Consider the following 18,104-nt stretch of genomic DNA (forward strand, 5'->3'; position numbering starts at 1 on the left):
GTAATTAATGGGATGCAAGATACTGTAGAGTTACTTCTTGAATTTACTTTACAGTTTTAATAATTTTATAGGAAACATATCGATGAAAATTAATAAAGAAAAAAGTTTTACATCCGCATCTATTCTCACTTTGGGGTTAGGCTGGTTTCCCAAAAATCCTGGAGGATTGGAAAGGTATATTTATGAGCTAACTCATAAATTAGCAGCAAATAAAGACCAAATTGAATTATGCGGAGTTGGTTTACCAGAAGGTGAACCAAATTCACCGATAAAGCTAACTAACTTGGCTTCTCCTGATACTGCGATTTGGCAAAGATTATGGTCGATTCGGACTAACTTTCAGAAAACAAGGACAAGCAAACCAGATGCTATCAATTTGCACTTTGCATTATATAGCTTTCCGATTTTAGATATTTTACCAAAAGGCGTACCAGTTACTTTTAACTTTCATGGCCCTTGGGCTTCTGAGAGTCAGCAAGAGGTAGTTAATAAAAATTTTAGTCTTTTGATCAAACACTGGCTAATAGAAAAAAATACTTATAATTGCTGCGATCGCTTCATTGTTTTAAGCAAAGCTTTTGGTAATATTCTACATGATAAATATCAAGTACCGTGGAGCAAAATTAATATTATTCCTGGCGGAGTTGATATTAATTGGTTTCAACCAAATTTATCACCTCAAGAGGCTTGTACAAAGCTAGGCTGGCCAACTAATCGCCGGATTATATTTACATCACGCCGCTTAGTACATCGAACCGGGGTTGGCAAATTATTGCAAGCTCTAGCTATAATTAAGCCCAGAATACCAGATGTTTGGCTAGCGATCGCAGGTCGTGGTCACATCCAAGCTGCACTACAACAACAAGCTAAAGAATTAGGGCTAGAGGACAATGTTAAATTTTTAGGTTTTCTACCTGATGAACAATTACCTATAGCTTACCAAGCTGCCGAATTGACTGTCATGCCTAGTCAATCTTTTGAAGGATTTGGATTAGCAATAGTTGAATCTCTAGCTTGTGGAACTCCTGTTTTATGTACCCCAGTTGGAGGAATGCCAGAAATTTTATCAGAATTTTCACCTGATTTAATTACTACTTCAATAGAAGCCTCAGCTATTGCTGAAAAATTAGAGCAGGCGCTTTTAGGAAATATCTCTATACCTTCACGACAAGACTGTCGCCAATACGCAACGACACACTACGACTGGAATCAAATCGCGCAACAAGTACGAAATGTTTTATTAGCTTAAACAAGTGATTGTAACAGATATTCGGGGTGCTACGTAGGCAAAATTAGATAAAATAGAGGCTTAATGAGAATTCTTTTTTTAGACCAAAGTGGTAAACCAGGCGGTGCTGAGTTATGTTTAATAGATATTGCTAAACCGTATGGTAATCGCGCTTTAGTAGGTTTATTTGCAGATGGCTCATTTAAAGATTTACTACAGCAAAATAATATTCCGGTAGAGGTTCTTGCAACTCAAGCAATCCAAGTTCGCAAAGAAAGCAGTTTGCTACAAGGATTAAAGAGTCTGGGACAACTTGCACCTCTGATTACTAAAGTAGTTAAAATAGCGCGTGAATACGATCTAATCTACGCTAACACCCAAAAAGCATTAGTTGTAGGAGCATTGGCAAGTCTTTTCAGTCGTCGTCCTTTAGTTTATCATTTACATGATATTCTTTCTCAAGAACATTTTAGTCAAACTAATCTTAGCATTGCTGTTAACTTAGCTAATCATTTTTCATCATTAGTAATTGCTAATTCTCAAGCTAGTAAAACAGCCTTTGTGCAAGCAGGAGGACGGCAAAACATCGTTGAAGTTGTTTATAATGGCTTTGATCCAAAAGCTTATCAAACTGATGAGTCTGAGATTCATAGATTACAGCAAAGCTTAGGATTAGAAGGGAAATTTGTAGTCGGACACTTTAGCCGTCTTGCGCCTTGGAAAGGGCAGCATATTTTAATTGATGCCCTTGCCAAATGTCCGCCAGAGGTTACAGCAATTTTAGTAGGTGATGCCCTGTTTGGCGAACAAGATTACGTTCAAAAGTTGCACCAGCAAGTTGCTCAACTGGGGCTAGAAAACCGCGTCAAATTTTTAGGATTTCGTTCTGATATTCCTCAGTTAATGGCAGCTTGTGATTTGGTGGCACATACCTCTACTTCTCCAGAACCCTTTGGTAGAGTGATTGTTGAGGCAATGCTATGTGGAAAACCTGTGGTTGCAGCCAAAGCTGGGGGTGTAATGGAATTAATAGAACATGGACTTAATGGTTTTTTAGTAACACCAGGAGAACCCCAGGAACTTGCACAAGTAATTATCACCTGTCTTCAGGAGACGGAAATAACTGCAAGTATAGCCAATAATGCCCGAACTACTGCTAGTGAGCGTTTTGATGTTGCAATTATTAATCAGCAAATTGCTCAACTGTTGTCCCACAGATTATAGTTGTCTGTGGCAAAAGTCTACTAGCAGTCTATCGTATTAATTGTGATGGGTTGAGAAACGAACCACAAAGGACGCAAAGAACGCGAAGTTAAGAGTTAGAGAAGAGGAATTTAAAGCTAATTTACCTATCAAAACGTAATTGCGAATTGCGAATTGGTTTAACTTCTCTTCTTTCCTTCTTATACTTTGCGTTCTTTGCGCCCTTTGCGGTTCGTTCTCTTATCCCTCAAAATTAATAAGACAGATTACTACCTTTAAGGCAATACGTTTGGGTTAAGAATAATAGTAGGGTGGGGTAGTTTAACTTATTACATTTGCATGGAGCGATAAACCAAAGGTAAGGGTGAATCCAAGTTTTCTTGATTAGCTTGCTTTGTGACTGTAGTAATCAGATGATGGTCTGGTGACAGATGACAAACAGGATCAGTGGCAGCAGCATTGTTTGTCAAAAGTAACGCTTGGCAACGGCAACCACCAAAATCAAGCTGGCGGCGATCGCAACTTTGGCAAGGTTCAGGCATCCATTCTGTTCCCCGGAAGCGATTAAAAGCAGGTGATTCAAACCAAATCCAATCTAGTGAATGGTTGCGGACGTTAGCAAATTCTAGTTCTGGAATCGAACTGGCGGCTTGGCAAGGTAACACATCGCCATTAGGAGCGACAACTAAAGCTTGATTACCCCAGCCACCCATACATGGTTTGGGATAATCTTCATAATAGTCTGGAAGCACATATAATATCCCCATTGGGCAGATGTTGCGCTCTCTAGCTAATGCTACTGCGGCATCTGCTCGTTCTAGTTGCTGGCGGGTGGGTAGTAAAACAGTACGGTTGCGATATGCCCAGCCATAATACTGAGTGTTCGCTAATTCAACTCGGTCTGCTTTTAAAACCTCACACAGTTCTAAAATCTCATCAATCCTGTCTAGGTTTTGCCGATGCAGAACAAAATTAAGTGTGAGTGGAAAACCCAAAGCTTTTACTAATCTTGCTGCCTCTAGTTTTTGCTCAAAACAGGGAGTTCCAGCAATATAGTCCGACTCAGCAGCACGACTATCTTGGATACTAATTTGTACGTGATCGAGTCCGGCATCACGTAGCTGTATAGCTCGTTCTGGAGTTAACAGCGTCGCAGCAGTAATTAAAGTGGTATATAGTTCGGCTTTAGCTGCTGCGGCCACAAGTAATTCTAAATCTTTTCGTAGCAGTGGTTCGCCGCCAGTCAAGCCAAGCTGTAACACACCTAAGTCGGAGGCTTGCTGAATCACTCGCAACCAATCATCGGTGGAAAGTTCTTGACGATATTGGCGATCGCCATAATTAAGCGGGTTGGAGCAGTACGGACAACGCAGTGGGCAGCGATACGTTAATTCTGCTATTAAGCTTAAAGGTCTATCAATTGTCATACTAATTCGTAATGGGCTTCGCCCCGCTTGGCTAACGTAATTCGTAATTCGTAATTAATAGGACTTACGCAAAATCTCTCTCCAACTCTGATTTCTCCGTGTACTCTGCGCCTCTGTGGTTCGTTATTCCGTAACTCTTGCGTAAGTCCTAATTAATACAAGGAGTGAAATCTCCTCATAAACTAACTTTTACCTCCTGCTTGTTACCTTCTACAATTAATAGTCCTCGTTTACTAATTCGAGAGAGCAGATGGCGCACGTCCTCTACCAAATTTTCACCCTGGTATTGTTTCTCCAACTCTGCTGCGATCGCATTCAGAGTTCGCTCACCGTTACAAAGTCCTAGAATTGCTGCTGCTGTGGAGTTTAATTTTAGTGCCCCTTCTGGAACCAGGAGCCAATGCTGCTTTCTTAGGTCATCCCAGCGCAAACGCACACCACGAACTAGGCGCGGTCGAGCATGATTCTCTATAGTACTCATTTAATTCGTAATTCGTAATTCGTAATTCGTAATTAGCAAAATCAGAACCCAATGCCCATGCACGTATTTAATTTATTCTCTATGCTCTTCTTGAGGTCTAGTATCGCCCTGTTCAATCGCTTCTAACTGGCTCCATAATAAATTGCACTTGAATACTAAAGCCTGTACTGCTTTCTCTTGAGAATCACGAGTCCGACAGTGTTTGAGGACTTGATTGAGGGCATATTGAGCATCTCTGGGTGCTTGGTGAAGACGTGCCCGAAAGTAGTCAAATCCAGCAGGATCGATCCACGGGTAATGCTGTTCTAAGGCAACTAAGCGGACTCGAATTGCATCTGGGCCAAAGAGTTCAGTCAGTGATGCAGCTACTGCTTCAATCCAAGGTCGAGTGCGACAAAAGTTAACGTAGGCATCCACTGCATATTGAACTCCTGGTAGTACGTGCTGGTCTTCTAAGAGTTCTTGACGAGACAATCCTACAGCTTTACCGAGTTTTAACCATGCCTCAATACCACCTTCGCCCTCAGCTTGACCATCATGATCGATGATGCGTTGAATCCATTCTCGCCGCACTTCTAAATCAGCGCAGTTTGACAATATAGCAGCATCTTTAAGGGGAATACTTTTTTGATAATAAAATCTATTTGCTACCCAGCGTCGTACTTCTGTTGGCGTTAAATCACCACTGTTCATTCTTGCATGAAATGGATGCAGATGATGATAGCGGCGATGTTGCGATCGCAATACCGCTTCTAGTTCTATCTGAGTCCACGGGAGAGGTTCTTTAACTAATTCCAACACGCTTTTTTTTGCACCTCAAAATTACAATTCTATGGTCAGACCATCGTAACCAACTTCTATGCCTGCGGCTTCAACAATTTTGCGTTCCTCTGAATCAGGTAAAAGGATTGGGTTAGTGTTGTTGATGTGAACAAGAATTTTCCGAGGACGGCTTAGTTTAGCAAGGCTTTTTAAACTAGTGTTAAGGGGTAAGTGTCCCATATCGCGGGCTTGCAGCTTGGATATTCCTAAAGCCAATAATTCATCATTTTCCCAGCAAGTGCCATCTACTAAAATGCAGTCACTAGACTCAAACCGCTCTAAGATTTTTTCGTCAAGTTCAGCTAAACCTGGAGCATAAGTAGCAACTTTACCAGTTGTGCGATCGCGAAATGTCAAACCTATAACCCAAACTCCATCTAAATTTGCCTTGTGGCGCATATATTTTGGTGGTTTGGCTGCTAGGGGAAATACTTCCACTTCCAAACCATCTGCTCCATTTAACCCCAGGTTTATAGGTACATGAGGTTCAAGTACAGACCATTCGACACCACAATAGCTTGCTAAAGTAGACAGCAGAGGATAACCCTCTGTCAAAGCCTTACGTACTGTTTCTGTACCGTAGACGCGCAGTTTTTCTGTAGATTCTCTGAGAATAACCAGCCCGGTGGTATGGTCAATTTCTGCATCAGTTAACAAGACACCTGCGATCGGGCTTGACCGAATTGTAGACGGTTGTCCTTCCCGCAATTTTTCTAACTGCGGACGTACATCTGGAGAGGCATTGACCAAAAACCAAGGCTGATTATTTTTCCTCACTGCAATTGATGACTGGTTTAGCCAATTTACACCTGCACGATTTGTGCGGACTGCTTGGCAATTAGGACAGTTACAATTCCATTGGGGAAAACCACCACCTGCGGCAGTACCAAGAATTTTTAGGAACATAAAAACAAAAAGCAGGTAGAGGTTTTAATTGGGCAATTAAACTTAATATTTACAACTATTGCCCATGAAGAATGTATGTGGTTATTTCCATACACAAATCAAACTCATCAAAATCTGGTTTTTCCCAATCAATTGCTGACTTAATATTTGGAGGATGAAATGAGGTTCTAGAAGATACATCCTCACTTAATTTTGAGCTATTGCTTTCTGGCTCTTGCATAGAGTGATTGTTTGTTTCACGAATCATTAGGGACACCTCTGGAAATAAATGTTCAGTTTGTAATTTGGCCTGCAATTAATTATAGTAATTTTACTTACTATTTGTCTTCTTTGCTGGCTCAAAATATCTTTGCTTTAGACTAAACTGGGTTAAACAAGAAACACACAGTATTTTTACTGCTCTTTTACTATTTTTTATTATACGTGTCAGCAAAAGGGGTTTGCAAAGTCGGTAACTAGATATATTTGTGCCAAAGCATCAATCTTGACGTTGTTTAAAACCACACTGAGTCGTTTTTCATCCCCTACCTAAAGGACAGAATACGGTACTGTGTACCTGTTCTTTAGGGGCTTTCAAACTTCCCAACATTCCCTGTAATATTATCGACAGAATACTCTCTAAAGAGTATAAGAATTTATTGTTATTTCTAAGGAGTAGTGTTAAATATGATTCTCCCTCGTGTGTTTCCTGAGTACCGTAGAGTAGATATTATGCTTGTAAACCTGAAGTTTCTGAAATCAGCAAGGCTTTTATTTTTTAATTTTTCAGTATTATCTTTTACTTTAGCTATGGGAACGGCAAGTATGGCGTTCTTAGGTACAAGCCTAGATAGTGCAATCGCTCAGATTCCATTGACACCAGATTCAGCGCCTCCAGGTGGGCAAACATCTCAGGTTAACGTGCTATTTGTCAACCCTAGTGTTGGAGATGACAGCACAGGCAATGGCAGCGAATCCACCCCTATAAAAACCATTACCCAAGGGTTACGATTAGCTAACGCCAATACTGTAATTATGCTCTCCACAGGCACTTATAGCGCCGAGACAGGAGAAGAATTTCCCTTAATGCTGAAACCGGGTATTTCAATTCAAGGCAGCCCTAGCAATCGAGGTAAAGATATTATCATTCAGGGAGGCGGTGATTACCTGAGTCGGAGCTTTGGCGGTCAAAATGTCACAATTGTAGGGGCAAATCAAGCCTTGCTCACTGGGGTGACGGTGACGAACCCTAATCGCCGTGGTTACGGTTTATGGATTGAATCTAGCAATCCGGTAGTTACGGAAAATACATTTACTGGCAGTACCCAAGATGGAATTTCCGTCAGTGGTAATGCTGCACCGAGCATTAGCAAGAATTATTTTGAACGCAATGGAGCCAATGGCATCACAATTGGCGGTAACTCCAGTCCTGAGGTGAAAGAAAATATCTTTCATCAAACGGGTTTTGGCATCAATATTGCCCAAAATGCCGCTCCGATCATCATAGGCAATCAAATTCACAACAATAGATCGGGAATTATAGTGCAAGCAAAAGCTCGCCCCATTTTACGGAATAATTCTATTCAAGATAATAAAGAAGATGGTCTAGTTGCGATCGCTCAAGCAATGCCAGATTTGGGTAATGCATCCGAGCCTGGGGGTAATCAATTTAAAAATAATGCCCGCTACGACATTAACGCCAGCGCTGCCAAACAGGTGATTCCTGCTGCTGGCAATAACCTTGTGAGCGATCGCATCACTGGTAAGGTAGATATTAACGCGACAACAGCACTAGCAACCGAAAATTCTCAACCTGTTCCTGCTGCCAATAATGTTTTACGAGAAATACCAGCAAACGGTGAAATAACCTTTTCGGCTCCTGAAATCTCCGAAACTAGCAATAGCATTTCCGCAAATAATCCTGTTTCTGCACAAATAAACAGCCAATTGCTGCCATTAATGCCAGCCAATGTACAAGTGTCCCCGCCTACATCCAATCAACAACCACCCACCCCTAAAGTCGCCGGATTTCCAACTCCTAGCAGTTTAGCAGGAAGACAAATAACAACTGACACTCAAGTTGCACAGCCGCCTAATACACCACAGTTAAATTATGTGCGGATTGATCCTAATACGATTGAGTTTACTGCCCCTGAGTATCCATCCAATTCAGTTGCACAGTCACCAGTTACAAGCGTGAGGGAGCAAATACAGCAGCCGTTAGCAAGACTAGAAACTGCTGCCCCAGGTGCTTCAGCACTTTTACCACTTCCTGAGAACAATATCCCCATTGCTAATACTCGCAATATGCAAACAAGTTCTGCAAGTATTCCTTATAGTGGTAACTCTGCGACACAATTTGGTGTACGTTATCGCGTAGTAGTTCCACTCTTCACTGATAAAGACCAAGATTTAGTGCGATCGCTTGCTCCTGGTGCATTTCCCACAGTCTGGGAAGGTCAAAGAGTTATGCAAGCAGGAGTATTTAGCAGTGAATATAACGCTAAAGAAATGCTCAAAATACTTTCTAGCAATGGTTTAAGAGTCATTATGGAACCGTTGAATTGAGTAGGGCATAGGGCAAAATAGGTGGAGGATACTTTCACGCTTTGATTGCCCCTAAATTCAAATAGCATAGAACCAGATAACCACAAGACCGTACTATGACTCCACAACTCAAAGCTGCGATCGCTGCTATCCAACTGCTCTCATCTACAGAACGTCAACAACTGCTGCAAATCCTTACCCAAAGCAATTTATCCTCACACTCTCAAACCGATCTTAAAAATCTCAGTAATCAGTTTTGGCAAGACACTACGCTCAAGCAGCTACTCGCCACCCAGACCCCTATCACCGTTCATAACCTCAAATATCTCGCTGCTGACTTTTGGCCTGAAGAAGACTCCATCGAGGATTTTCTCACCTTCTTGCGACACCAGCGCCAAGAGGCTATCTAACTAAACTACCATGAGTCTTCTCCTGATTGATACTGATATCGCTTCTTTCATCCTCAAAGGTAGTGATTATGCCGACCCTTACTTGCCACTTTTGAGTGGTCAGGAATTGGCACTATTCATGCCCTTTTTTTGATTGTCATTGGCGATCGCTCTTTAACGGCTAAAGTAAACTGAAGACAGAAATACTACAAATCCAAGAATTGCCCCCATGAGCGTTCAAATCGAATTTCAGGTTAGCGCTCCACCGTTTCGTTGGGATGAAGCTGGAGGTATTCGCATCGGTCAAAGCCGCGTTACTCTCGATAGCTTGCTAGCAACATACCATAACGGCTCTACACCTGAAGAAATTGCTGTTCAGTATCCCGTTCTCTGTTTAGGGGAGATATACGCAGCGATCGCATATTATCTCACCCATCGCCAAGAAATCGACAATTACCTAGAGCAGCGTCGCAAAAAAGCTCAACAACAGCGAAATCAATTTGTCCAGCAGTATAATTTAGCTAATCTTAGGCAGCGCTTGCGCGATCGCTATCAGCCCCAAGGAGAATTATAGCCAGTGCGTCTATTGACTGATGAGAACTTCAATGGCTCGATATTGCGGGGCTTGATCAGACGTTTACCTGGATTGGATATTGTTCGTGTCCAAGATGTAGGTCTAATCCATACTGATGATTCCACTATCTTAGAGTGGGCAGCCAATGAAGAACGCATCTTGCTTACCCATGATATAGCAACGATTACTGTCCATGCTTATGAGCGAATCAACAAAGGTTTGTCTATGCCTGGAGTTGTTGAAGTTATTGCAACGGCTCCGATCGGACAGGTTATTGACGACTTATATTTATTCGTTCGTTGCACTAAGTTTGGTGAATATGAAGGTCAGATCCTTTTCATTCCCTTTTCTTAATTGTCATTGGCGATCTCGGGTCAAAATGAAATCAGTTGCTTTAAGAGAGCGATCGCTTCATAAAATCACTCTCAATAATGTTGAAAAAATTGTCAAAGCTGCACGCAGCAGATAGAAAGAAGATGCGCCTATATATAGTGCAAGAAATAAAGAACGAACCGCCAAGAGCGCCAAGTACGCCAATAAATAAGAAATTAAGAGATTAGACTTGTCGGGTAATAACAAAAAAATGGCTGTAAAGATTACCAGTTAAAGGTTACAGCCATTCCTGTAGGAACTACTATAAACGCTTACTATATAAGACTTTCAGAAATTTATCGTCCTATTTCCCGACAACTCTATTTAGCGCAGCTTCACAAAGAAATGGTATGAGTCAGGTTCTTTTGCTTTGACCATCACTACACCGTTTGACCGCCATCAACGACCAAGGCGTGCCCAACAACGAAGGAAGACGCATCCGAACACAGCCAGACCACGGCATTGGCGATCTCTTCGGGCTGTCCCATCCTTCCAATCGGTTCTTCTGAGATTACCTGTTCTCGTCCTTCAGGAGTGCCACCGGTGAAGCGATCCATCATCGACGTGTCGATATAGCCAGGACAGACGGCGTTGATGCGGATGTTCTGCGAGGCGTAGTCGAGAGCCGCCGACTTGGTGAGTCCGATCAAGCCGTGTTTTGCGGCGGTGTATGCGGCTCCACCCTTGATGCCTATGACCCCGGCACCCGATGATGTGTTCACGATCGCGCCGCCCCCTTGCTTGAGTAGCAGCGGAATTTCATACTTCATGCACAGAAAAACGCCGCGCAGGTTAATGTTGACGATCCGATCCCACTCTGACTCTTCGATTTGGGCTGTTGCTGCATTCTTCTGCTCCACACCGGCGTTGTTAAAGGCAAAGTCCAGCCGCCCGAAGGTTTCGATGGTCTTGGAAAGAGCCGCCTTCACGTCCTCGCTTCGCGTCACATCGCACTTGACGGCGATCGCTCGTCCCCCGAGTTGTTCGATCATGCGCGCCGTTTCTTGATTGCCCTGTTCTGAAACGTCGGCGACCACCACATTAGCGCCTTTACGGGCAAACGCCAGCGCCGTAGCTCGACCGATGCCGTTCGCTGCTCCGGTTACAAACGCAACCTTTCCCATATAGTTTCCATTCTCGTTCGTTGTCATTTTTTAACTCCTAACTTTTATTCCAATCAAGATTTCTGAAAGCCGTCATTTCGCGTCAGCTTTATATTCCTCGTCCGTCACAGGCTTGAGCCAATTCACCTGACTGTCGCCTTTGTAGTTGGTAATTACAACGTGCGTCATCGGAGATTCGGATGATGCGCCGTGCCAGTGTTCAATGTCGGGATTGCAAAGAATTACATCGCCTTTGTTAATCGTTTTGATGGGTTTGCCTTTTTCTTGATAAAGCCCTTTGCCCATCGTCACGAGTATAGTTTGTCCTGCCGGATGGTTGTGCCAGTTTGTCCGTGCGCCCGGCTCGAAGGTCACACTGGCGATTGAAAAATTATTGTTTTCGGTTTTTGGAGCGAGTGGCTGCACATAAACCGTTCCCGTAAAAGTTTCCGCCGGGGCTTTTTCGCCCTTCGGAAAAATCGTGTTTTCAGTTTTATTTTCCGCCTTTTCCATTTTTGTTTGCTCCGTATTAGCCGATTGCTGATTGCTGCATCCAACGGCTAAAAAAAGTGCCGCGCATAATATCAATCCGATTGTTATATTTTTCATAATTTTATTCTCCCGGTGATTACTCTAATTCAAACGTCACCGTTACGTTTCCTGATCCTACTGCGGCTTCAAGCCCTGAAGGATCGTCCATCCGTCCGAGTTTTGTATAACTGTATTGCGTCGGAAATGTTTTATAGAAAAGCACTAAGGTATTGCTTCCCCAAACCATCAGATCGCCTTTGTTGATTGTTTTGGGATTGGAAGAGTCGGTCGGCAAATTGTTCGAGAAATCATATTTTTTCTCGTTGCCGTTCAGTTCATCCATCTTCAGCGTCAACGGCAGCATCGCTTTGAAAGCGTTTGCCGTCGCATTGTCAAAGAGTGTGGCGTTGAAAGTCTTTGACCCGATTTTAATCTTTATCATCTTATTGCCTTTAGTCTCGTTGGCAGCATTACTGCTTTGATTATTAATATTCGTATTACCAGCAAATCCCGATTGGTCTTGACTGCAACCGACGGAGTTGCCGAAAAGAAATGTTGCTGAAAACATCATTACGATTAAGAATTTTATATTGCTCATTCGTCTTTTTTGAAAGTGAAACGACTTGTTGGTTTCTGCTTCCTGATTACTTTAGATTTGTTTTGAAAAAGCCTTCCAGCTTGTCAAAAGGAATGAGATTGATTTTGTCGTATAAATCAACGTGTCCGGCATTCGGAACAATAACCAGTTCTTTCGGTTCGGCTGCGCGTTTGTAAGCATCTTCACTAAACTCTTTTGAATGAGCCTTATCACCCGTAATGAAAAGCATCGGACGAGGAGAAATCGTTTCAATGTCATTGAACGGATAAAAGTTCATAAACTTAGTGTTACTGCTCAATGTCGGATGCGTCGTCAGTTCCGGCGACCCTCCCTTTGGGGTATAGTCACCTCGCGGAGTGCGGTAGAAATCATAAAATTCACGCTGAATAGGATGAGTGTTTTCATCCAACTTATGAACAGTCCCGCCCGTATATTTGGTTTCGCCGCCGGTAAACTCTGCGTAACGCTGCTCCGCGGCCTCAGCTATAAGTTTCTTTCTCTGCTCAAGGGTTTGCGAATGGTTAAGTGCATTTCGGTTGGCTGCTCCCATATCGTACATACTGACAGTTGCGATTGCTTTCATTCGCGGATCAATTTTAGCGGCACTGATCACAAAGCTTCCGCTACCACAAACTCCAATTATTCCGATTCGGTTTTTGTCAACAAATGGACGCGTCCCAAGAAAGTCAACTGCTGCACTGAAATCTTCAGAATAAATATCAGGCGCAACAACGTTGCGTGGTTCGCCTTCACTCTCTCCCCAAAAAGACAAGTCAAGAGATAAAGTCACAAACCCTCGTTCAGCCATATTTGCAGCATACACGTTGGCACTTTGTTCTTTTACCGCTCCCATAGGATGCCCAACAATGATCGCCGAATGTTTTTTACTCTGATCTAAATTCTTGGGAATAAATAGATGTCCCGTAACATTCATTTTGTATTGGTTTTTAAAAGTAACCTTATACATTGCAACGTTGTCGCTTACCTTAAAAGTTGTATATCCCTGTGGTGTTATTTGTTCCATTTCTTTTGTTGGTTTTGATTGTCCTTTTTGTTCTGTTTGTGTGTAAGCTTGCCCGCTGATCATAGGAGCTATCATCGCTAAAATTAATATATATCTCATATAATTTCTCCCCTTTTGATTGTGAGATTTACAGATTGAAATTGTTGCTCTATTAATCTTAAATTTCTCCAAATATCAATCTGGTTTTATCAGCAGGGTTTCTACCGTTTGCTGTATGAGTTCAATTATGCGGGCGTGAAAACGGATAGCGTTAGGACGTTCATTGAAAAAAACCGGACAATTCTCCAAAAAATCGCTATGCAACGTGCTGAACAGAAACAAAATGTTTAATATAAATTTATGAACGCAAAAGAAGCAGAATTTGAAAAGCGAAAGATGCAGATCAATCGGGAGGATCTGATCGAAAGAATGATTCGTATCGCTCCCCAAAACAGTCTTTTGGAAGTGTTTCCGGGCATTTTCATATATCAATCGTCGAAACCGACTGAGAGCCAGATATCCGTATTAAAGCCCGCCTTCTGCGTCATCGCGCAGGGCAGCAAGGATGTGCTTTTGAACGATGAATTATTTCACTACGATTCCGGTCATTACTTAATCTCGACGCTTGATTTGCCGATTATGAGTAATGTCGTCGAAGCGTCCGAGGAAAAACCTTATTTGAATCTTCGCATAGACCTCGATCCGGCACTTGTGGCTGTGGTGATGATTGAATCTGGCATCGAAACTAAAAAAAGCGGCACTGGAGTCAAAGCGATGGATGTCAGCCCGGTTGATGCCGATTTGCTGGAAGCAGTCGTCAAATTGGTGAAACTATTTGATACGCCGGACGAAATGAAGTTTCTCGCGCCGCTCATCATCCGCGAGATCATCTATCGGCTTTTAAAGGGAAAACAGAGCGCACGCCTCAGTCAACTTATCACTACCGAAGGCGACGCACAGCGCATCTCCAGGGTGGTCAAGCAAATCCGCGAGAACATTGATCAACCTCTGAAAATCGAAGATACAGCCCGCGAGATTGGCATGAGCGTGTCAGGCTTTCACCAACATTTTAAGTCCGTCACGGCGATGAGTCCTTTGCAGTTCCAGAAACAAATACGGCTTCAGGAAGCGCGCCGTCTGATGCTTGGCGAAAACATGGACGTGGCGATCGCCAGCTTCCGCGTCGGTTATGAAGACCCTTCATATTTCAGCCGGGAATATAAAAAACTATTTGGTATTCCCCCGCATCGTGACATCGCCAAGCTACGCAGCAATTTAGGGCAATAAGAATTGGACAGGTTTATTGGGAGCATCCCTTTAGGTGCAAAAAGAGGGTGAAACGCCGATTTTCTTTGTGAGTGTTTATCGTGAAGAACAAGGGGACTGTACATCAACACTTTAATTCTCCAGAATTAAAAGTGTTCAATCCTTAATACAAGATTAATGACCCCTCACTCTAAGCGTGTGTTCCACCTATGAGCCATTTCGTGTAATGGGGGGCAAAAAGTATTATTTTCTCGTGGTTGTAAGCAGCGTCACTAACCTTGAATATTTTCCACAACTTAGGATCATAAGTTGGGATTTGAGTTCTGACTGGATTAAATAGTTGAATTATATTTATGATACTTTTGAGCGCGATCGCCTTCGCCGTAAATCGGGTTAAGCCAAGAAAACTCATCATCTAATACCTCAACACGACTTTGAAGTACCTCAATACGACTTTGAAGTACCTCAACACGACTTTGAAGTACCTCAACACGACTTTGAAGTACCTCAACACGACTTTGAAGTACCTCAATACGACGTTGAAGTACCTCAACATGACTTTGAAGTACCTCAATACGACTTTGAAGTACCTCAACATGACTTTGAAGTACCTCAATACGACTTTGAAGTACCTCAATACGACTTTGAAGTATCCGTCGCTGATTTAAAGTAACTTTTTTGACAGATTTAATAAATACCTCAGTATAATCCACTAAAAATAATTAGGTCGATCTTAATTTGCTTTAATTTTTCCGAATTATCTCTCAGAGAAGTTTATTGTTGTCTTGGCTAGAGTATGTGCAGTAATCCTATAACTTCCTTCAGGAGCGCATCTCATGGCACGACTAAAACGCAGTTCACCAGATTTAGAAAAGGCTCTCCGTCGAATTGCAGGAATGCGATCAATTAGCCCGACGCTAGAATTTGGCAACGGATTAAGTTTGATAGACTACGACAGCCGCATCCAAACCTTGCAAACTCAGCTATCCACCTACAACACTTTACTCTCTAGCATAGATGAAATGGCAGGCCGCCTCTCTCTAATTGAAGAAGAATTGCGCGGCTACTCTGAAAAGATGTTAATGAGTGTAGCAACCCATTATGGCAAAGACAGTTTGCAATATATCCAGGCGGGAGGCAAGCCACGCAAGAAATTATCACGCCGTTCGAGCAATACCCAATCCCCATCTGAGAGTACAGCTACAATCTTGAATGGTGCAAACAACAATGGTAAACAAACCTCTGTTGTTTTACCTTAATGTTTAACCGCATCATGCTAATAAATTCTTAATTACGAATTATTCTGTCACTGCCTCTGCCTCGCAGAACGCTATCTGATACTCCTTATCCTGGTTTATGATCCAAACGAGTCGCTTGCTCTAGGGCGGCTTTTTCTTTGGCTCGGCGGACATAAGGTTGTAATTGGGTGCGATCGCACGCTGTAAAAATACTCAAATTTTCTAAGGTGATCCCCCGCATCAACATTTCTACGCGCCAAGTTTGTTGTGCCTGAGCGATCGCTGGCGCTTGTCCTTGGGGAGTTAACAATCCCTCACTCCATAGTTGCCAACGTGCCTCAAGCTCTGATTCTGTCATGGGTGTGCCTGTATCATTCAGAAACATAGCTGTTTGAGCATCTTTACGACTTTTCAGCCATTTTATTAAGGGATTATTGGTAAAAGAACCGTAGCGTTTGCCCAAAATCCACTGATTCACAGGCACTTGCCGGACAAATCCGGGAATTGTGATTTGCAAGAAGTGCCCTTGACTATCGTAGATTTGGTGCGATCGCTCCAAGCTAATTATTTCTGTGGCGGATAACCCAGCCCCAAATAACACATAAGCCAAGGCATAATCCCGTACTCCCCATTTCCTGGCTTGTTGCAGAATTTGGTGAACTAAAGTAGCAGGCAAATCAGCTACTTCTATGGTAGTCAAGCCCCCTTGTAAGGAGTTTGTTGCTAGTTCTGCTGTAGATGACATAGCTCCATGTAAAAACAATTCCACCAAATTTTCCAGAAAATCATCCCGATCCTCCCAAAGTTCGTGAAATTCGCTAGTGAACTCAATTACGGCATATCCCAAGATCATCCCATTCAGCAAACTGGCTAATTTTTCTGCCGGTAAGTAGGTGTTTAGGTGTCCTTGCTGGATTACAGTAGCTAAATACTGAGCTACATAACGATTTGCCTCTGTTACTCCCCTGCCTAGTGCGCGGCGATTTTCTGCCGGAAATTGGTCGGCTTCCCCTACCACAGACCGGACGAACTCTGGCACTCGTTCTAATGTATGTAAAGTGTCACTTGCATAATCTTTAAGAGCTTGGTAGACATTGCCCGGAGGCGTTGCCCGCCGCACCAGCGATTCACCTAAATCTTTAAAAGCTGCGGACTCTTCCAGCACAGCCAAAAGCAGTCCATGCTTATTGCCAAAATTCCGAAATAGAGTCACTTCGTTGACTTCGGCTTTTTCAGCAATTTGGCGGGTTGTGGTAGCGCTGACTCCGTGAGCAGAAAACAACTCAAGTGCAGCTTGAATTAGGCGTTGACGAGTAGAAATGAGTTGAGACGACATAAATAAATGCAAGTGGCACTTGCACGGATATCAGATTTCTGCTAGCATAACAAATGTAAGTGATACTTGCTTTACTCTCCTGTAACGGACTAGTATACAGGGCGGGGAAATCCTTGTGGGATTATGCCTAAGAAAAAGCAAATCGCTTGATCATCCATCAACAGGAATTTTTATGACCGCAAATTTTGGGGCGATCGCCCCTGAGAGAGGCAATTCACCTCAACTCAGGTGGATAAATGTGGTATTTTTTGGTGTATTCCATGCCTTAGCACTTCTGTCTCCTTGGTTTTTCTCTTGGTCAGCATTAGGTTTACTAGTGTTTCTGCACTGGTTATTCGGGAGCATTGGTATTTGCTTGGGATATCACCGACTACTGAGCCATAAGAGTTTCCAAGTTCCTAAGTGGTTAGAGTATGCGATCGCCCTTATTGGAGCGCTGGCTTTGCAAGGTGGGCCAATTTTTTGGGTAGGTGGACACCGCCAGCATCACGCCCACACGGAAGATATTGACCTAGATCCCTATTCCGCCCAAAAAGGATTTTGGTGGAGCCATATACTATGGATTTTCTACCCGCGCCCAGAATTTTTTGACTATGACACCTATAAAAAATATGCTCCTGACTTAGCAAGACAACCCTTTTATTGCTGGCTGGATCGCTACTTCTTGCTGTTGCAAATACCCTTTGCGCTGCTGCTATACGTCTTAGGAGGATGGCCTTTCGTATTCTACGGAGTGTTTCTCAGATGTGTACTGCTTTGGCACTCAACCTGGTTTGTGAACTCAGCATCACATCTGTGGGGTTATCGCACCTTTGATGCTGATGATGGCGCTCGTAATCTTTGGTGGGTATCCATCGTAACTTATGGAGAAGGATGGCACAATAACCATCATACTTATCCCCACATGGCGAAATCTGGGTTGTTTTGGTGGGAGATTGATGTTACTTGGTGGAGCATCCAACTTTTGCAGACTTTAGGTTTAGCCAAAAAAGTTGTTTCAAGTCCCCCTCAAGGTGCAACTCACGGCTAAATTGCAACTAAATTATCATGAATTTGTTATGCCGATTGCTTCCCGCAGTCGGCTTACTAATTTTTATCAGT

Annotated in this window: 21 protein-coding genes; 10 read left to right on the plus strand and 11 right to left on the minus strand. The window is 42.9% G+C overall.

What is annotated here, in order from left to right:
• The first annotated feature begins 82 nt into the window (after window positions 1-82).
• Window positions 83-1,249, plus strand: coding sequence for a glycosyltransferase family 4 protein (locus ANSO36C_RS27435; protein ID WP_251957330.1), 1,167 nt, complete (start codon window positions 83-85; stop codon window positions 1,247-1,249).
• Window positions 1,250-1,312: 63 nt separating this feature from the next.
• Window positions 1,313-2,452: a glycosyltransferase family 4 protein gene (locus ANSO36C_RS27440; RefSeq protein ID WP_251957331.1), complete on the plus strand. Its 1,140-nt coding sequence runs from the start codon at window positions 1,313-1,315 to the stop codon at window positions 2,450-2,452.
• Window positions 2,453-2,760: 308 nt separating this feature from the next.
• Here ANSO36C_RS27440 and pqqE read toward each other — a convergent pair whose 3' ends face one another.
• The 5 genes from pqqE to pqqA form a co-directional block, all read right to left on the minus strand.
• Window positions 2,761-3,858: a pyrroloquinoline quinone biosynthesis protein PqqE gene (pqqE, locus tag ANSO36C_RS27445; RefSeq protein WP_251957332.1), complete on the minus strand. Its 1,098-nt coding sequence runs from the start codon at window positions 3,856-3,858 to the stop codon at window positions 2,761-2,763.
• Between the two features lie 175 nt (window positions 3,859-4,033).
• A complete protein-coding gene (pqqD, locus tag ANSO36C_RS27450; protein WP_251957333.1) occupies window positions 4,034-4,339 on the minus strand; it encodes a pyrroloquinoline quinone biosynthesis peptide chaperone PqqD in 306 nt (101 codons plus the stop codon).
• Between the two features lie 72 nt (window positions 4,340-4,411).
• Window positions 4,412-5,140, minus strand: a complete 729-nt coding sequence (gene pqqC, locus ANSO36C_RS27455; protein WP_251957334.1) for a pyrroloquinoline-quinone synthase PqqC — start codon at window positions 5,138-5,140, stop codon at window positions 4,412-4,414.
• Window positions 5,141-5,161: 21 nt separating this feature from the next.
• Entirely contained in the window at window positions 5,162-6,067 is a 906-nt protein-coding gene (gene pqqB, locus ANSO36C_RS27460; protein WP_251957335.1) for a pyrroloquinoline quinone biosynthesis protein PqqB, read from the minus strand.
• 55 nt (window positions 6,068-6,122) lie between these two features.
• On the minus strand, window positions 6,123-6,314 hold the full coding sequence (gene pqqA, locus ANSO36C_RS27465) for a pyrroloquinoline quinone precursor peptide PqqA (RefSeq protein ID WP_251957336.1): 192 nt from the start codon (window positions 6,312-6,314) through the stop codon (window positions 6,123-6,125).
• 419 nt (window positions 6,315-6,733) lie between these two features.
• Here pqqA and ANSO36C_RS27470 point away from each other — a divergent pair, with 419 nt between their 5' ends.
• The 5 genes from ANSO36C_RS27470 (at window position 6,734) to ANSO36C_RS27485 (ending at window position 9,910) form a co-directional block, all read left to right on the plus strand.
• A complete protein-coding gene (locus ANSO36C_RS27470; protein WP_251957337.1) occupies window positions 6,734-8,614 on the plus strand; it encodes a DUF1565 domain-containing protein in 1,881 nt (626 codons plus the stop codon).
• A gap of 95 nt (window positions 8,615-8,709) precedes the next feature.
• On the plus strand, window positions 8,710-9,003 hold the full coding sequence (locus ANSO36C_RS27475) for a hypothetical protein (protein WP_251957338.1): 294 nt from the start codon (window positions 8,710-8,712) through the stop codon (window positions 9,001-9,003).
• A gap of 10 nt (window positions 9,004-9,013) precedes the next feature.
• Complete coding sequence (locus ANSO36C_RS34000; protein WP_267145340.1) at window positions 9,014-9,136, plus strand: PIN domain-containing protein; 123 nt, start codon at window positions 9,014-9,016, stop codon at window positions 9,134-9,136.
• Between the two features lie 75 nt (window positions 9,137-9,211).
• The gene (locus ANSO36C_RS27480) at window positions 9,212-9,556 is read left to right on the plus strand and encodes a DUF433 domain-containing protein (protein ID WP_251957339.1); all 345 of its coding nucleotides are present in this window, start codon (window positions 9,212-9,214) and stop codon (window positions 9,554-9,556) included.
• Between the two features lie 3 nt (window positions 9,557-9,559).
• Window positions 9,560-9,910 carry a DUF5615 family PIN-like protein gene (locus ANSO36C_RS27485; RefSeq protein WP_251957340.1) on the plus strand — a complete coding sequence of 117 codons (351 nt, stop codon included), beginning with the start codon at window positions 9,560-9,562 and terminating at the stop codon, window positions 9,908-9,910.
• Between the two features lie 398 nt (window positions 9,911-10,308).
• Here ANSO36C_RS27485 and ANSO36C_RS27490 read toward each other — a convergent pair whose 3' ends face one another.
• Genes ANSO36C_RS27490 through ANSO36C_RS27505 form a run of 4 tightly spaced genes read right to left on the minus strand, consistent with a single transcriptional unit; the run spans window position 10,309 to window position 13,283 of the window.
• The gene (locus ANSO36C_RS27490) at window positions 10,309-11,079 is read right to left on the minus strand and encodes an SDR family oxidoreductase (RefSeq protein WP_251957341.1); all 771 of its coding nucleotides are present in this window, start codon (window positions 11,077-11,079) and stop codon (window positions 10,309-10,311) included.
• A 45-nt stretch (window positions 11,080-11,124) separates the two neighbouring features.
• Entirely contained in the window at window positions 11,125-11,640 is a 516-nt protein-coding gene (locus ANSO36C_RS27495) for a (R)-mandelonitrile lyase (protein ID WP_251957342.1), read from the minus strand.
• A gap of 19 nt (window positions 11,641-11,659) precedes the next feature.
• Entirely contained in the window at window positions 11,660-12,160 is a 501-nt protein-coding gene (locus ANSO36C_RS27500; RefSeq protein WP_251957343.1) for a cyclophilin-like fold protein, read from the minus strand.
• Window positions 12,161-12,206: 46 nt separating this feature from the next.
• Window positions 12,207-13,283: an alpha/beta hydrolase gene (locus ANSO36C_RS27505; RefSeq protein ID WP_251957344.1), complete on the minus strand. Its 1,077-nt coding sequence runs from the start codon at window positions 13,281-13,283 to the stop codon at window positions 12,207-12,209.
• A 240-nt stretch (window positions 13,284-13,523) separates the two neighbouring features.
• Between ANSO36C_RS27505 and ANSO36C_RS27510 the strand changes: the two genes are divergently transcribed.
• Window positions 13,524-14,450, plus strand: a complete 927-nt coding sequence (locus tag ANSO36C_RS27510) for an AraC family transcriptional regulator (RefSeq protein WP_251957345.1) — start codon at window positions 13,524-13,526, stop codon at window positions 14,448-14,450.
• A 311-nt stretch (window positions 14,451-14,761) separates the two neighbouring features.
• Here the strand turns inward: ANSO36C_RS27510 and ANSO36C_RS27515 are convergent, their stop codons facing one another.
• Window positions 14,762-15,142, minus strand: coding sequence for a coiled-coil domain-containing protein (locus ANSO36C_RS27515; protein WP_251957346.1), 381 nt, complete (start codon window positions 15,140-15,142; stop codon window positions 14,762-14,764).
• 123 nt (window positions 15,143-15,265) lie between these two features.
• Here ANSO36C_RS27515 and ANSO36C_RS27520 point away from each other — a divergent pair, with 123 nt between their 5' ends.
• Window positions 15,266-15,688 carry a hypothetical protein gene (locus ANSO36C_RS27520; RefSeq protein WP_251957347.1) on the plus strand — a complete coding sequence of 141 codons (423 nt, stop codon included), beginning with the start codon at window positions 15,266-15,268 and terminating at the stop codon, window positions 15,686-15,688.
• Between the two features lie 85 nt (window positions 15,689-15,773).
• Here the strand turns inward: ANSO36C_RS27520 and ANSO36C_RS27525 are convergent, their stop codons facing one another.
• Window positions 15,774-17,003 (minus strand): TetR family transcriptional regulator, encoded by a 1,230-nt coding sequence (locus ANSO36C_RS27525; RefSeq protein ID WP_251957348.1) that lies wholly within the window; start codon window positions 17,001-17,003, stop codon window positions 15,774-15,776.
• A 172-nt stretch (window positions 17,004-17,175) separates the two neighbouring features.
• Between ANSO36C_RS27525 and ANSO36C_RS27530 the strand changes: the two genes are divergently transcribed.
• The gene (locus ANSO36C_RS27530) at window positions 17,176-18,033 is read left to right on the plus strand and encodes an acyl-CoA desaturase (RefSeq protein ID WP_251957349.1); all 858 of its coding nucleotides are present in this window, start codon (window positions 17,176-17,178) and stop codon (window positions 18,031-18,033) included.
• The last annotated feature ends 71 nt before the right edge of the window (window positions 18,034-18,104 follow it).

This window comes from Nostoc cf. commune SO-36, from assembly GCF_023734775.1.
GTDB classification, from domain to species: Bacteria; Cyanobacteriota; Cyanobacteriia; order Cyanobacteriales; family Nostocaceae; genus Nostoc; species Nostoc commune_A.